Annotated in this window: 12 protein-coding genes; 3 read left to right on the top strand and 9 right to left on the bottom strand. The window is 66.4% G+C overall.

Translation table 11 applies throughout. The features are described from left to right. From AC5RWT_RS27165 to dinB, 8 genes are all read right to left on the bottom strand, one after another. The coding region (locus AC5RWT_RS27165; protein ID WP_494082906.1) for a UDP-N-acetylmuramoyl-tripeptide--D-alanyl-D-alanine ligase at positions 1-821 on the bottom strand (821 nt) is incomplete at its 3' end. Between the two features lie 6 nt (positions 822-827). Then, the gene (locus AC5RWT_RS27160; RefSeq protein WP_494082905.1) at positions 828-2,486 is read right to left on the bottom strand and encodes a UDP-N-acetylmuramoyl-L-alanyl-D-glutamate--2,6-diaminopimelate ligase; all 1,659 of its coding nucleotides are present in this window, start codon (positions 2,484-2,486) and stop codon (positions 828-830) included. Beyond that, positions 2,483-4,261: a peptidoglycan D,D-transpeptidase FtsI family protein gene (locus tag AC5RWT_RS27155; protein ID WP_494082904.1), complete on the bottom strand. Its 1,779-nt coding sequence runs from the start codon at positions 4,259-4,261 to the stop codon at positions 2,483-2,485. The genes AC5RWT_RS27160 and AC5RWT_RS27155 overlap by 4 nt, the downstream gene beginning before the upstream one ends. A gap of 27 nt (positions 4,262-4,288) precedes the next feature. Continuing rightward, entirely contained in the window at positions 4,289-5,026 is a 738-nt protein-coding gene (gene ftsL, locus AC5RWT_RS27150; protein WP_494082903.1) for a cell division protein FtsL, read from the bottom strand. Then, entirely contained in the window at positions 5,023-6,012 is a 990-nt protein-coding gene (gene rsmH / locus AC5RWT_RS27145; protein ID WP_494082902.1) for a 16S rRNA (cytosine(1402)-N(4))-methyltransferase RsmH, read from the bottom strand. Before rsmH ends, ftsL begins: the two co-directional genes overlap by 4 nt. A gap of 209 nt (positions 6,013-6,221) precedes the next feature. Next, positions 6,222-6,653 (bottom strand): division/cell wall cluster transcriptional repressor MraZ, encoded by a 432-nt coding sequence (gene mraZ / locus AC5RWT_RS27140; RefSeq protein ID WP_493967331.1) that lies wholly within the window; start codon positions 6,651-6,653, stop codon positions 6,222-6,224. Between the two features lie 418 nt (positions 6,654-7,071). After that, the gene (locus AC5RWT_RS27135) at positions 7,072-7,446 is read right to left on the bottom strand and encodes an SCO2097 family morphological protein (RefSeq protein WP_494082901.1); all 375 of its coding nucleotides are present in this window, start codon (positions 7,444-7,446) and stop codon (positions 7,072-7,074) included. Positions 7,447-7,619: 173 nt separating this feature from the next. After that, positions 7,620-8,864 (bottom strand): DNA polymerase IV, encoded by a 1,245-nt coding sequence (gene dinB / locus AC5RWT_RS27130; RefSeq protein WP_494082900.1) that lies wholly within the window; start codon positions 8,862-8,864, stop codon positions 7,620-7,622. Between the two features lie 170 nt (positions 8,865-9,034). Here dinB and AC5RWT_RS27125 point away from each other — a divergent pair, with 170 nt between their 5' ends. Continuing rightward, a complete protein-coding gene (locus tag AC5RWT_RS27125) occupies positions 9,035-10,135 on the top strand; it encodes a polyprenyl synthetase family protein (RefSeq protein WP_494082899.1) in 1,101 nt (366 codons plus the stop codon). Between the two features lie 102 nt (positions 10,136-10,237). Here the strand turns inward: AC5RWT_RS27125 and AC5RWT_RS27120 are convergent, their stop codons facing one another. After that, on the bottom strand, positions 10,238-10,591 hold the full coding sequence (locus AC5RWT_RS27120) for an Rv2175c family DNA-binding protein (protein WP_494082898.1): 354 nt from the start codon (positions 10,589-10,591) through the stop codon (positions 10,238-10,240). A gap of 218 nt (positions 10,592-10,809) precedes the next feature. Here AC5RWT_RS27120 and AC5RWT_RS27115 point away from each other — a divergent pair, with 218 nt between their 5' ends. Beyond that, positions 10,810-12,585: a LysM peptidoglycan-binding domain-containing protein gene (locus AC5RWT_RS27115; protein WP_494082897.1), complete on the top strand. Its 1,776-nt coding sequence runs from the start codon at positions 10,810-10,812 to the stop codon at positions 12,583-12,585. Between the two features lie 81 nt (positions 12,586-12,666). Continuing rightward, positions 12,667-14,652: a Stk1 family PASTA domain-containing Ser/Thr kinase gene (gene pknB, locus AC5RWT_RS27110; RefSeq protein ID WP_494082896.1), complete on the top strand. Its 1,986-nt coding sequence runs from the start codon at positions 12,667-12,669 to the stop codon at positions 14,650-14,652. The last annotated feature ends 77 nt before the right edge of the window (positions 14,653-14,729 follow it).

Genomic DNA, 14,729 nt, shown 5'->3' with positions numbered 1-14,729 from the left:
GCCCGCAGCAGTTGCGCCGGGCTGCCGGCGGGAAGGGTGAAGTCGTCGTCGGCGCTGAAGTACAGAACGCGGCCCCCCGTGCGGGAAGCCATGGCCTTGACCCGGGGATCGTCGGCATTGAGCACGGCGGTTCCGTCGGCGGGCACTGCCTCGGCCAACTCGCCCTTGGCAATCGCAATGTTTTCCACGCCGCCGAATTCCCCGGCGTGGGCCGTGCCGACGCCCAGCACCACTCCGACGCCGGGTTTGACCATGTCCGCCAGGTACTGGATGTGGCCGATGCCGGTGGCGCCCATTTCCACCACCAGGTAGCGGGTGTCGAAGCCCGCGGCAAAGACGGTCAGCGGGACGCCGACCTCGCCGTTGTACGAACCAACCGGCGCCACAGTGGGCGCCACCCGGCTGAGGATGCCGGCCAGCAGGTCCTTGGTCGTGGTCTTGCCGGCGCTGCCGGTGATGCCGACTACCTCAAGCCCCGAGGCCGCACGCAGCCTCGCCACGATGGCCGCCGCAATCGCGCCCATCGCCAGCACGGCGTCGGCGACGACGATTTGCGGCAGCACGCGGCCGGTCGCGTCAGTAACCTCGCGTTCGGTTAAGGCCAGCACGGCTCCGGCTTCGAAGGCCGCCGCCACGAAGAAGTGGCCGTCGGCCTTCTCCCCGGGCTTGGCCACGAAAAGCCCGCCGGGACGGACTTCACGGGAGTCTGTGGTGGCGGAACTCACGGTGATTCCGGAGGTTTCCCCGGTGCCGTTGGCCGGCTCCCCAATGATCCGTCCGCCGGTAATTGCCGCTACATCGGCTGCAGTAAGTTCAATCATGACGATCTAGGACTCTACCGCGTTCCGGGAGAGCACTTCGAATCCGTGCCGGTGCAGCGCCTGGCGCAGTTCCACCCGGTCGTCGAGAGCCAGGTTCTCTCCGTTGACTTCCTGCCAGACTTCATGGCCACGGCCGGCGACGATCACCGTGTCCAACGGCGCAGCCAGGGCGACGGCACGCTCGATCGCCTCTGCCCGGGGGAAGACCTCGATGATTTCGGCGGGCAGCTGCTCCTGCTCGACGGCGGCGCGGGCGCCGGCGAGTACCTCGGCGCGGATGCTGGCCGCATCCTCGCCGTGCGGATCGTCGTCGCTGACGACGACGACGTCGGCAAGCCTGGCGGCGATGGCACCCATCAGCGGGCGCTTGGTCTGGTCGCGCTCCCCCGTGGCTCCGAAAACCACAATCACGCGCGATCCGGGCTCCGGACGGCGCACCGATGCCAAGGTCCTCTCGAGCGCGTCGGGGTTGTGCGCGAAGTCGACGATCGCCGCCGGGTTCTCGCTGAGCAACTGCATCCGGCCTGGCACCTCGACGGTCAGCGGGTCTGCCCTGTCGACTGCCTCTTGGAGCCGCGCCGGTGCGATTCCCGAAGCCAGCACCATGACCACCGCCAGCGCGGCGTTGGAAATGTTGAAGGTGCCCGGCAGTCCGGTGTGCAGCCGCAGCAGCTCGCCGGCCGGGCCATACAGGTCAAAGCGGTGTCCCAGGCCTTCGCGGACCGTGCTGCGGACGGACCAGTCGGCGCTGCCGCCCTGCGTAGCCAGCGTTACCACCTGGAGTCCGGCGCTATGTGATCGTTTAGCAAGCTCGCGGCCCCAGTCGTCGTCGACACACACCACCGCCCGGCGGGTCCGTTCGGGGCTGAACAGCCGGACCTTGGTGTTGAAGTACTCGTCCATGCTGCCGTGCAGGTCCAGATGGTCCTGGGTGAGGTTGGTGAAGCCGGCCACGTCGAAGCGGACAGCGTCGACCCGGCGGTAGGAAAGGGCGTGCGAGGAGACCTCCATGGCCGCCGCGTCCAGTTCCCGTTCGCGCATCAGGGCCAGGAGCCCGTGCACTTCGGGTGATTCCGGCGTGGTCAAGGCGCTGGGGATCGCCTCCGAGCCGGCTTTGATCTCGATGGTTCCAATCAGCCCGGTGCTGAGGCCGAGTGCCTGCAGCAGCGAATTGATGAAGTAGGTGGTGGTCGTCTTGCCGTTGGTCCCGGTGACGCCGAACAGCGTAGGCGCCTGACGGTCCGAGGGCTGGCTGTCGTAAACAGCCGCCGCCAGCGGCCCCACGAGCGCACGCAGGTCCCCGGACCGCAGCACCGGCAGTCCCGGGGCCAGTTCGGCTGCCCGGCGGGCGCCGTCGTCGTCGGTCAAGATGGCCGCTGCCCCGGCCGCTTCCGCGTGGGCGGCGAACTCGGCACCGTGGCGGCGGGCTCCGGGCAGGCCAACATACAGGTCGCCGGGCTCAACCGACCGTGAATCGATGGTGATGCCGGTAAAGGCCAGGTCTTCCGTGGCCGGGGCCGCCTCCGGCACCGGAAGCCCGCGGTGCTGCAGCATGCTGCGCAGCGCCGCCAGCCGGACCGGCCTGACCCTTGCGGGCCGCAGGGGCGAGGCGGACAGGTGGGGCTGCTCGGCAGTGGAACTCACATAATCTCCAGGTTGGGTCATTCCAGCGGGAGGTCTACCCGTTTGCTGGTGGACGGCGGCACGTTGTAGGCGTTGAGGACTTGGGTCATGACCTTCTTGAACGTCGGCCCGGCAGTCAGCGTCAGCACGCCGCCCTGCGGCCGCTGGATGGTCGCCACGACCACGAACTCCGGGTCCTCCATCGGAGCAATGCCGGCCATGGAAATGGTGTAGCCGCTGAACCCCCCGCTGGCGGCCGGTGCTTCCGCTGTACCGGTCTTGACCCCGATCCGATAGTCCTCAATATTACCGGCCTTGCCGCTGTGGTACTTCGGGTTGGTTTCCAGCATGTCCTGCACCATGTTCGCGGTCTTCTTGGACACCGCCCGGCGGCCCTTCTCGGCAGGCACCTCGTGCACGGTGCCGTCCGGGTCGATGTAGGCGTCAATCAGCCGCGGCTGCATCAGTACCCCGTTGTTGGCGATGGTTCCGTAGGCGACGGCGGTGTGCAGGGCAGTCTGGGCGAGGCCTTGGCCGAACATGACGGTGAACTCCTGCCGGCCGTCCCACGTCCCGGGCTCGGCCAGCAGCCCGGCTGTTGCGCCGTTGATGCCGATGTCGAAACGATGCCCGATGCCGAACCGCCGCAGGTAGTCGTAGCGCTGCTGCCGCGTCAGCTGCTGGCTGATCATCGTGGTGCCGGTATTCAGCGACTGGGCAAAGATGCCGGCCGTGGTGCGCGTCAAGGTCCCGTGCGGCGTTGCGTCCTGGAAAGTCTGGCCGTTGACCGTGTACTTGGGCGGGATCGTGTACCGCGAGGCCGGTGTGGTGATGCCTTCTTCGATCGCCGCCGCCATGGTGATCATCTTGGTGGTCGACCCGGGTTCGAAGGCGCGTGTCACAGCCATCGACTGGCGTTCACTGTCGGGAGTGGCGCCCGGGTCGTTGGGGTCCACCGTCGTTGAGTCTGCCAGCGCAATCAGGTCCCCGGTCTTGGCATTGAGGACGACGACGGTGCCGTACTCGGCGCCGTAGTCCTGCACGGTCTCGGCGATGACTTCCTGGGCGTACCACTGGATGTCGGTATTGAGGGTCAGCCGGACGCTGCGGCCGTCCACGGCCGGGACTTCTTCATTGGTTCCCACCGGGATGCGGATGCCGTCGGCACCGATTTCGTAGGTCTTCGAGCCCGGGGTCCCCGACAGGACGTCGTTCTGGGATGCCTCAATGCCTTCGAGCGGGACGCCGTCGGACCGCATGAACCCGACGACGGATCCAGCCACCGCACCTGCCGGGTAGTTGCGGATGGTGGTCTCGCGGGCGGAGAGTCCGGGGAAGGCCAGGTCCTGGATTTTTTGCTGGACTTCCGGGGTGACCGATTTGGCCACGTAGTTGAAGGGCTTGTCGCCCGTGACCGCTGCGGTGACGGTTTTTACGTTCTGGCCCAGGATTTTCGCCAGCTCGGCGATGGCATCGGCGATCTTGACGTCCTCGGACTTCTGGCTGATCGGATCGAACCTGGTGTAGTCCTCTACCAGCCGCTGGTCCACCACCACATCGAACCGCTGGACGCTGCGGGCAAGCACGTTGTTGTTGGCATCAAGAATCTCCCCGCGCAGCGCCGGGAGGTCGACAGTGCGCAGCCGCTTGTCCACGGCCGCCTGGGCCATGCCGGCCGTGTCCAGACCTTGGATCTGGAACAACCGGGCCCCGAGGATCACCAACAGGACCAGGACGATTGCGAGCCCGGCCCGGAGCCTCCGTGTGGCCCTCGCCGTGCGGTTAGGGTGCTGCCGGTCGGCGGTTGGTGCTGCCACAGGTACCTCGTTCGCGTTGCCGGGCGGTTATTGCCCTGTCTGTTGCTTCGGTGCCGGGATGCTGCCGCCGTTGAGCTGCTTCGCGGCTTCCTTCTGTGCTGTTTCCTTCCGGGCTGTTGCCTTCCGGGCTGTTTCCTGCTGTGCCGTTTCCTTCTGTGCTGTTGCCTGCCGGGCTGCTTCTCCTGCCGCTGCCTCGGCGGCAGCAGCAGACTTTGCCGGTTCCGGGGCCGGGACCGCGTCGCCGGTTTTCTTTCCGGTTCCTGCGTTCGCGGCCGGCTGGTGTCCCGGATTCTCCGGCTGGGCGACCAGCAGTTCCGGCGCTGCGCCCGGTTCCGCGGCCTTCGGCTTCCCGGCGACCTTCCGGCTCTCCAAGTTGATGGATCCCGCCGACGGCGACGTTACCATTCCCAATTCTGCCGCCTTCGCAGCCAGATTCTGCGGAGCCCGGTTGTTTTCCAGCTGTTGTGTCAGTTTCTCGTTCGCTTGTGCCAGGGATACCTGCTCGTTGCGCATCTCCACCAGTTTGTACTGGCCGCTGGAAACGGAGATGTTCAGCATCAGAACGCTGCCGAGGGCCAGGACCAGAACGGTAAAGCAGAAAAGGACAAACGGCACTCGCTTGCGCGTGGGACCGCTGGGTACAACGGAGAGAGGGGTCCGGCGGGGCGCCTGCCGGGGCTCGGTCTCGGGACGCCGGGCGGGTGCAGCGCTGCCATGCACGTACTGATGCTGGTCGGCACGGGCTGCGTGGGCACTGGCACTCATGTGGCGCTCCTGTTCCTGATCCGTTCTACCGCCCGCAACCTGGCCGAGGCCGCCCGCGGGTTTTCTTCAATTTCTGCTGCCGTTGGCACCTCGGTGCCTTTGGTCAAGGTCTTCAGCTGTGGTTTGTGTTCTTCCAGCTCGACCGGGAATCCGCGGGGTGCCGAAGACTTCGAGAGCTGGCTGAACACAGACTTCGTGATCTTGTCCTCGAGGGAGTGGTAGGACATGACGACGATCCGCCCCCCGAGAGCCAATACGTCGACGGCCGCGGGCAAGGCCCGCTCGAGCACATCCAACTCCTCGTTGACTTCGATCCGCAGTGCCTGGAACGTGCGCTTGGCCGGATGTCCGCCGGTCCGTGCAGCAGCGGCCGGCACGACCTTGCGGATGGCCTCCACCAGCTGTCCGGTGGTCGTCAGCGGAGCGTCGTCGCGGGCTGCCACAATGCTTGAGGCGATACGGCCGGCGAACTTTTCCTCGCCCCAGCGGCGGATAATGCGCACCAGATCCGCTTCTGCATAGGTGTTGACGATGTCCGCTGCCGTCTTGCCCCGGCTGGTATCCATACGCATGTCGAGCGGGGCGTCATAGGAGTAGGCAAAACCGCGCTCTCGCTCGTCCAATTGGAGCGATGAAACGCCGAGGTCGAAGAGCGCGCCGTCAATAGTGCCAACACCCAGGTCCTCGACCGCGTCCGCGATCTCGTCGTAGACGGCGTGCACGAGGTCGGTGCGGTTGGCGAAAGGCCTCAGGCGTTCTCCGGCCAGCGCCAGCGCTTGTTCGTCCCGGTCAATGCCGATCAGGTGCAGCTGCGGAAAACGCTGCAGCAACGCCTCCGAGTGCCCGCCCATGCCAAGCGTCGCGTCGACTGCTACGGCCCGGCCTCGTTCCTCTATGGCACGTTCGATGGCTGGGGCAAGCAGGTTAATGCAGCGGTCGCGGAGGACCGGGACATGGCGCTCCCCTGCCGGCCGCTCGCTGTTCATCCTGGAAGCCCTCGTTCCTGCTGGTGCTTGTCCTGCTGCCGGGCCCGGTTGGCCCTGTCCTTAAGGCCGAAGGTCCTTGGACCAGATCCCCATCCGCGCCTGACCTGTCCCGCCTGGCTCCGGGGAAGGTGAGCCAGGTTAAACCTGCCGGGCGGCTGGAGATCTCATCCAAGAACTTCCGTGCCGCGCTTTGTCTTGTGGTACCGGAGTCAGAAGACTCCGGGCAGTACATCTTCGTCTGTTTCGGAGAAGGCGGTTTCCTGCTCCAGGAGGTATTCGTCCCAGGCCTGGGCGTCCCAGATCTCCGCGCGGGTCCCCGCGCCGATCACTGCCAGTTCCCTGCCCAGTCCCGCATAGCTTCGCAGCGCCGGCGGGATGGTGACCCGGCCCTGCTTATCCGGCACTTCATCAGAGGCCCCGGACAGAAAGACGCGAATGTAGTCACGGGCTTGGCGGGAAGATATCGGCGCCTTCCGCATCTCCTCGTGCACCCGTTCAAATTCCTTCTGGCTGAAGACGTAGATGCAACGCTCCTGGCCTCTCGTCAGGACGAGACCGTCGGCAAGTTCATCGCGGAACTTCGCGGGAAGTATCAAGCGCCCCTTCTCGTCAAGCCGCGGCGAATGCGTCCCGAGGAACATCGCCACCGCCTTGCCGATTGGAGGAGACTGTCGACCCCTGCGTCACCACTACCCTCTTATGTCCTCCACTTTACTCCACATCACGCCCCAGTCAACTCATTTGAGCGCTTTTTGTAGCGGGAAATGTCCAACTTGGTTCGCCCCAGCACTAGGAAGTGCACGTGTGGAGCGAAGTGGAGGGTTTGGGGAACCCGCGCAGCAAATTCGGGTCCGGTGCCCGGTGCCGGCAAGCAGCGCAGTCCGCGCGGGGCGGGAAAGAGCGTGGGCAGCGCCGAAAACCGCTCGTTAAACACGAAAAGACCCGTTACTCAACGGGTCGTTCCTTCGTGCTGACCGGGGTCAGGGCCCGGGTGGGGCAAAGTGGAGGAGCCTCCAGGCCTGCCCGTGCCGGACGGTCCTTGCCGGCCCGGACTTCCTGTCAGCGGTCTTCGCCGTGGTGGCGCTCGTCCCACCGCTCCTCGAGGCTGGCCATGAAGCCGCCCTTGGACGAGGAAGTCTGCCTATTCCCCATCGTCCGCGCCGACGCTCCCCCGGCCCGCCGCGTGGTAGCCCAGTACACCCCGGCGCCCATAATGACGAACCCCAGGACCCCGACGGCGATGATCTGGCTCAGGATGCCGGTGAGCAAGACCAGGATCCCGGCAATGGCGACGAGCGATCCCACGACGATGTGGCGCGTCGACAACGACCGGCCGCTGGCCGATTCCATGTGGCTGGCGAACTTTGGGTCTTCAGCATGCAACTGCTGCTCCAGTTGTTCCAGCAGCCGCTGTTCATGCTCTGAGAGTGGCATCTGAGTCTCCTTTTTTCCAGTCCCCCGAGGGCTGCCTCTTCGTCCAACGAACCCCGCGGGACAAGAGTTCCAAAACCTGCCGGAACCGTCTTGACCCCTCCCTCTAAGAATAGAGCGCAAACCCGGCATTCGAAAGCGGCGGGCGACCACGTGTGAACCCGGCCGCACTGATTTCACGCACCCTGATCCGGCCGGCGCGGGCGGCCCGTCCCCGGGCCCTGCTGCGTCCGCCTGCGGGACCCGGGCTGCAGCAGCGAGGCCGGCAGAATCCCCGCTGCACCGAACTTTCGGTTGACCTCATCCAGCGCCTGTTCCGCGCTGTGCCACGTGTCCTCTTGGCCGTCGAAGCTTAGCTGCTGGCCGCCGCGGCCGGCGTCCTCCAATTGCTCCGCGCGCAAGCCGATGAGTCGGACCGACTGAGGACGCTGGCCAATCCCGGACAAGAGGGCGGCTGCTGCGGCCTGCAACTGCTGGGCGCTGTCCGTTGGCGCCGGCAGCTTCCGGGACCGGGTGAGCGTCGTGAAGTCGGAGTAGCGCAGTTTCAAGGCAACGGTTCCGGCGCGCATGCTGCCGGCCCGGAGCCTGGCCGCCGTGCGGTAGGCCAGCCGCAGGAGTTCGCGCTGCAGCACCTCGTCGTCGTCAACGTCCTGCTCAAAGGTTTCCTCGGCACCGATGCTCTTCTCCGTTCTCTCTGGAGTGACCGGACGATCGTCGACCCCCCATGCCAGCCGGTGCACATGGTCGCCGGTGGCGCCCAGGACCCGGTGCAGCGCTGCCGGCGGAGTCTGTGCCACATCCGCAACGGTACGGATGCCGAGGCGGGCGAGGACCTCCCGTGTCTTGGCCCCGACGCCCCACAGTGCGCCCACCGGCAGGGAGTGCAGGAACTCCACTGTCTCGGCCTGGGGTATGAGCAGCAGCCCGTCCGGCTTGGCGTGCGTAGAAGCGATTTTGGCCACGAACTTGGTGGCCGCGATGCCCACGGTTGCCGTCAATCCCAATTCGGCGGAGATCCGGCGGCGGATGAGCGCGCCGATCTCCAGGGGCTCGCCCAACCGACGGCGCGCACCGGCTACGTCAAGGAAAGCCTCGTCAACGCTCAGCGGTTCCACCAGCGGCGTGATGTCCCGGAAAATCGCCATGATGCGCGAGGAGGCCAGCTGGTACTTGACGTGGCTGGGCGCAATGATGTCCGCCTGCGGACACAGCATCCTGGCCCGGCCCATCGGCATGGCCGAACGGACGCCGTATTTGCGGGCTTCGTAGGACGCCGACAGCACCACGGCACGGCCGGACGCAGATCCCACTATCACCGGCTTCCCGGTCAGCTCCGGCCGGTCCAACAGCTCCACCCCGACAAAGAAGGCGTCCATATCCACGTGGAGGATGGTGCAGTTTTGTTGGTCCGGGGATGTCACAGGACTATCGTAGGCTGGCCGCGGGGCCAGCTGCCGCCACTGCAGCTGAGACGGCATCAGGTGATTGTCTAGACTGGGCTGCAGACATTGGAACCATCCCAAGGAGCCCGGCCGCATGCAGTACCGTCCCGAACAGTCCCCCGAAGCACGGGCAGACCGGAGGTAGCGGCATGGAGTCCGCGTTGACCACTTCCAGCCCTGAGGAACAAGAGGATTTCCGGCTTGCTGTGGCAGGAATGCTGCAGCAGTTCCTGAACGGACAGCACGAACTCCTGTACGAAGCCGCCCCGGACGCGATACCGCTGGTGGAGGCCATCGCAGACCTCACCTCCGGCGGGAAGCGCCTGCGCGCACTGCTGGCCTACTGGGGGTGGCGCGGGGCCGGCGGGCCGGTGCTGGCCGCGCCAGCGGTTCAGGCAGGAGTTGCGCTGGAGCTCTTCCAGGCCGCCGCTCTGATCCACGACGACATTATCGACCGCTCGGATACGCGGCGGGGAAGCCCGAGCGTACACCGGCGGTTTGAACAGCAGCACCGGCTCAACGGCTGGGCGCTGGATGCCGAACGCTACGGCCAGGCGTCCGCCCTGCTGGCCGGTGACCTCTGCTTATCCCTCAGCGAGGAAGTCTTTGCCGGAATCGGTGCGGAGTCGGCATCCGGGACGCCCGCCCGCGCCATCTTCAACCGAATGCGCGCAGAGGTCATGGCGGGACAGTACCTGGACCTTCTGGAGGAAGCCGCCGGCCCCGGCCGGCCTGCCGAAGCCGCGGTGGACCGCGCGCTCCAGATCCTGCGTTACAAGTCCGCCAAGTACTCCACGGTCCACCCGTTGGCCATGGGAGGGGCGCTGGCGGGAGCCTCCGACATGCTGCTTGCGTCCTACGAGGCGTTCTCGCTGCCGTTGGGCGAGGCCTTCCAGATCCGCGACGACGTCCTGGGCGTCTTCGGCGATCCTGCGACCACGGGCAAACCTGCCGGGGACGACCTGCGCGAAGGCAAACGGACGGTCCTGATTGCGCACACGCTCAACCACTGCAGTCCTGCGGAACGCAGCCTGCTGGAGTCCCAACTGGGTGCACCCGAGCTGTCCGACGCCTCGGTCGAAGAGCTCCGCGGCCTGATCACCAGCAGCGGCGCCCTGGATGCCGCCGAGCAGATGATTTCGGACCGGACCGCCGCAGCCGATGAGGCCCTGACCGCCCTGCCGGTGCCGGAGGATGTCCGCCGCGCCCTGGGCCGACTGGCCGACTCTGCGGTGCGCCGCAGCGCCTGAGCAGCGTGCCGGCGCACCGCCCGCACGGCGGCCCGTCGCGCCGGTTTGGAAGCGGGCCGCGGGCAGCCGGTTTTGGAAGCGGGCCGCGGGCAGTTGCGGTGTTTACCAGCCCAGCGCCTGGGCCCGGCGTCGGATCTCGGTCTTGCGGCCCTCGCGGAGGGCATCAATGGGCCGGCCCGGCAATGAATCGTCAGGGGTGAACAGCCAGCGCAGGGTTTCCTCGTCGGTGAACCCGGCGTCGGCCAGCACCGAGAGGGTGCCTGCCAGGCTCTCGAGCACAGTTGACCCGACCAAAAAGGCTGCCGGTACGCAGCGGATCTGGCGCTCCCCCACCCGCACGGCCACCAAGGCGCGCTCTTCGAGCAGTCCGTGCACCTTCCTAATGGAGAGGTCCAGCTGTTCTGCAACGTCGGGCAGCGGCAGCCAATCAGCAATCAGTTCTTCAAGTTCACTCACCGTATAAGGGTGCCACGGCGGCCCTCCCGGAGCCATCTGAGCCCCGACACGCCGCCGTCGTTGTTCATTCGACCCCCGCGGCTTTTGTGTTATGCGGCAATAGTGTAGATTCACTTTAGTCACAATTTTCACACTCGATAACACATGGCACACCAGTACCGCTGTGCGGCCCGTTGGGGGACGCTCGCTAGGCCGCAGAACAAGGATGAGGGACATCAATGACCGATCAGCGCCCGATCACGCGCAACGACCGCAGCCAGCCCCGCCGGGTGCTGCTGTCCGCCGCAGCCACCGCGGCCATTCCCGCCGTTGTGCTCTCCTCTGCTGCCTTGGCCATGCCGGCCCAGGCAGCTGACCTGCCGCCGCGTGCAGCACTGCAGCCCAAAGCAGCGATCCCGGGGGCCACCGTTCCGGCCACCGCATTCATTCCCGCTTCCCAGGTCGCGGCCCAGTTGCCCGCTTCGCTGCGCGCGCAGAGCACGCCGTCCACCCACAAAGTGCGCGCCGGCGACACCGTCAGCGGCATCGCTGCGCGCTACGGCCTGTCCACGCAGAAGGTGCTCTCACTGAACGGGTTGAGCGCCGGCACGATCATTCACCCCGGGCAGCAGATCAAGCTGGGCGGCTCGGCCGCAGCCAAGGCGCCGGGCAATGCCGCCAGGCCGTCCGGCTCCGGCAGCTACACCGTCAAGTCCGGCGACACCCTCTCCGGCATTGCCGCCAAGCACGGCATGAGCCTGGCCGCTGTTTTGTCCGCCAACAACCTCAAGGCCAGCTCGGTCATCTACCCGGGCCAGAAGATCGCGGTGAACGGCCGGACCACCAAGGTCTCCAACGCCTCGGTCAAGGCCCCGGCGACAGCTGCCGCCACGACCGGCACCTCCTCCGGCTCCGGCAGCTACACCGTCAAGTCCGGCGACACCCTCTCCGGCATTGCCGCCAAGCACGGCATGAGCCTGGGCGCCGTTTTGTCCGCCAACAACCTCAAGGCCAGCTCGGTCATCTACCCGGGCCAGAAGGTCGCCGTCAGCGGTGGAGCCGGCACCGCCAGCGTTCCGTCCACGAGCCAGGCGAAACGTTCCACCACCTCGAGCGCAGTCTCCGGCTCGGGCAGCTACACAGTCAAGCCGGGCGACACCCTCTCCGGAATCGCCGCCCGCCACGGCATGAGCCTGGGCGCGGTCCTCTCCGCCAACAACCTCAAGGTCACCTCTGTCATCCACCCGGGCCAGAAGATCAAGGTATCCGGTTCGTCCGTGGCCAGCGCATCGGCCCCGGCCAAGGCACCGGTCACGAGCGCCGCCACCGGCTCCGGCAGCTACACCGTCACGTCAGGTGATACGCTCTCCGGCATCGCCGGGAAGCTGAACGTCACGCTTTCCAGCCTGCTGCAGGCCAGCGGCCTGAAATCGACCTCGATCATCTACCCGGGGCAGAAGATCAGCGTCCCCGGCGGCGCCGCTGCGTCAACAACGACGACGTCGAACGTCGGCACGGCATCGGCGCTGCCGCTGGTGCCCAGCACCTTCCTGCACTACACCTACCCGGCCGCGGTGGTGGGCCAAGCCAACGAGAACAAGCGGCTGCTGCTCAACACCCCCCAGCCCAGCCCGGCCCAGATGAAGGACATCATCGCGCAGACCGCACGCAGCATGGGCGTCGATCCCAGGCTCGCTTTGGCGCACGCCTACCAGGAATCGGGCTTCCAGCAGGACGCCGTGTCGCCGGCGAACGCCATCGGGGCCATGCAGGTGATTCCGTCCTCGGGCGAATGGGCCTCGGGCCTGGTGGGCCGCAAACTCAACCTGCTCGATCCCTATGACAACGCAACTGCCGGCGTCGCCATCATCCGGGCGCTGGTGAAGACCAGCCCGTCCCTGGACATCGCCATCGCGTCCTACTACCAGGGCCAGTACGGTGTGATGACCTACGGCATGTACAGCGACACCAAGTCCTATGTGGCTTCGGTAAAAGCGCACATGAGAAAGTTCTAACCAGCCCTCCTCCTCAGCGACAAAGGACCCGGACCCATCTGTGGATTCGGGTCCTTTCGCGCATCGGACTAGGATCGTAGAGTGCAGCAACCGGCAACTGATTCTTTGGTGGGCGCCCTGATCGACGGGCGCTACCGGGTTGCCTCGCGCCTTGCGCGCGGCGGGATGTCCACCGTTTACCTGGCGTCCGATACCCGGCTGGACCGCAATGTGGCGCTTAAGGTCCTTTATCCCTATCTGGCCGAGAACAAGAGCTTCCTGGAACGGTTCGAGCGCGAGGCCAAGTCGGCTGCCCGGCTCTCGCACCCGCATGTCGTAGGCGTCTACGATCAGGGCTTCGACGGCAATGTTGCCTATCTGGCCATGGAATACGTGCGGGGACACACCTTGCGCGATCTGTTGGATGAATCCGCCCCGCTCACGCCGCGCCATGCGCTGGCAGTCCTGGATCCAGTGATCGAAGGGCTGGCCGCCGCGCACGCCGCCGGCCTGGTCCACCGCGACATTAAGCCGGAGAACGTCCTGATGTCCCACGACGGTCGGATCAAACTGGGCGATTTTGGCCTGGCCCGCGCGGTGACCACGAGCACCAGCACCGGATCCCTGATCGGCACGGTGGCGTACCTCCCGCCCGAATTGGTCACCGGCACTGCGGCCGACGAGCGCAGCGATGTCTACTCGGTGGGCATCATGCTGTTCGAGATGTTGACCGGGAGGCAGCCGTTCACGGGCGATGTAGCCATTCAAGTGGCCTTCCAACACGTCCACTCTACCGTCCCGGCTCCGTCAACCCTGGTTCCCGGGCTTGCTCCCGATCTCGACGAACTGGTCCTCTGGTGCACGGCCTCGGACCCGGACCAGCGCCCGGTGGACGCCGCTGCGCTGCTCGGCGAGCTGCGGCACGTGCACAAGTCGCTCAGTGATGCACAGCTGGATGCCCAAGCAGACCCGGCCAGGCCATCGGGGCCATCGTCAACCGAGGTCATTTCCTCCGACCCACACCGGACCACCGTGATCTCCCGCGAGCCCCGGCACACCCGGATTTTCAGCACCGGCGACGTTGCCCGGGCCGCGGCGCCCTCGGAACAAAGCCCGCTGTCGGCCAGGGAATCCAAGAAGCGCCAACGGGAACTTACCCGGCAGGCTCGGCGGCCCGAACAGAACCTACGCCGGGGAAATCCGCGGCGGCGCGGCATCATCTGGGTTGTGGTGCTGGCCATTGTGGCCGCGCTGGTCGCAGCCGCCGGGTGGTTTTTCGGCATGGGACCCGGGGCCCTGGTGTCCGTGCCTGACGTGACGGGCAAACCTGTGGCGGAAGCGCAAAGTCTGCTCCAGGAACAGGGGCTGGAATACCGGCTCCAAGAGGTCTTCGACGAAAAACTTGCGGCGGGACTAGCCGTCGGAACCGAACCGGACGCACCGGCGGAAATCCGCCGTTTTGAACCGGTGGCCCTCGTAGTCTCGAAGGGGCCCGAACTGTTTGCCGTACCGCCGCTAAAAGGCATGAGCCTTAAGAAGGCCACCGCCGCGCTGGAGAAGGCGGGACTCGCCGCAGGAGATGTCAAGGAAGCGTACGACGAAGAAGCCGCCCCCGGCATTGTTCTCAGCCAGAAGCCTGCCGAGGGCAAACAGCTCAGGCGGGACAGCGCCGTCGCCATCACCGTCTCCAAGGGGCCGAAGCCGTTTGACGTTCCCCAGGTGGTCGGCCAGCCGCAGGCTGAAGCGGTTGCTGCCTTGGAAGGCGCCGGCCTGAAGGTGGTGGTGGCAGCCGAGGCCGTCTTCGACCGGAACGTTCCGGAAGGCTCGGTGGCCGCGCAGACACCCGCGCAGGGGCAGGTCATCCGCGGCGACTCCGTGACCCTGACGCTCTCCAAGGGCCCGCGGATGGTCAAGGTGCCGGACTTGGTCGGCCAGCAGGTGGACGAGGCTCAGCGCCGGCTGAACGAACTGGGCTTTGAGGTGGAAGTCAAGAAGGTCCTCGGCGGTTTCTTCGGCACCGTGCGCAAGCAGGACCCGGTCAACGGGTCGGTGCCCGAAGGCTCGGTCATCACGCTGACCGTGGTTTGATCCCGCCCTTCGGCAGGAATCCGTACCAGGCGGGACCAGCATCCCCCGACGGTCAGAAGGCCCGGAACCCTGTCCAT

The organism is Arthrobacter sp. Dra40, from assembly GCF_059091905.1.
The sequence above is the reverse complement of the archived record's forward strand: the minus strand, read 5'-3'. Positions and strand labels throughout refer to the sequence as shown.

Bases quoted from the DNA above. Each gene is read 5' to 3' on its own strand.
- AC5RWT_RS27125 (WP_494082899.1), top strand. From the start codon at position 9,035: ATGGAGTCCGCGTTGACCACTTCCAGCCCTGAGGAACAAGAGGATTTC.
- AC5RWT_RS27160 (WP_494082905.1), bottom strand. From the start codon at position 2,486: ATGACCCAACCTGGAGATTATGTGAGTTCCACTGCCGAGCAGCCCCAC.
- AC5RWT_RS27115 (WP_494082897.1), top strand. From the start codon at position 10,810: ATGACCGATCAGCGCCCGATCACGCGCAACGACCGCAGCCAGCCCCGC.
- ftsL (WP_494082903.1), bottom strand. From the start codon at position 5,026: ATGAGTGCCAGTGCCCACGCAGCCCGTGCCGACCAGCATCAGTACGTG.
- rsmH (WP_494082902.1), bottom strand. From the start codon at position 6,012: ATGAACAGCGAGCGGCCGGCAGGGGAGCGCCATGTCCCGGTCCTCCGC.
- mraZ (WP_493967331.1), bottom strand. From the start codon at position 6,653: ATGTTCCTCGGGACGCATTCGCCGCGGCTTGACGAGAAGGGGCGCTTG.
- AC5RWT_RS27135 (WP_494082901.1), bottom strand. From the start codon at position 7,446: ATGCCACTCTCAGAGCATGAACAGCGGCTGCTGGAACAACTGGAGCAG.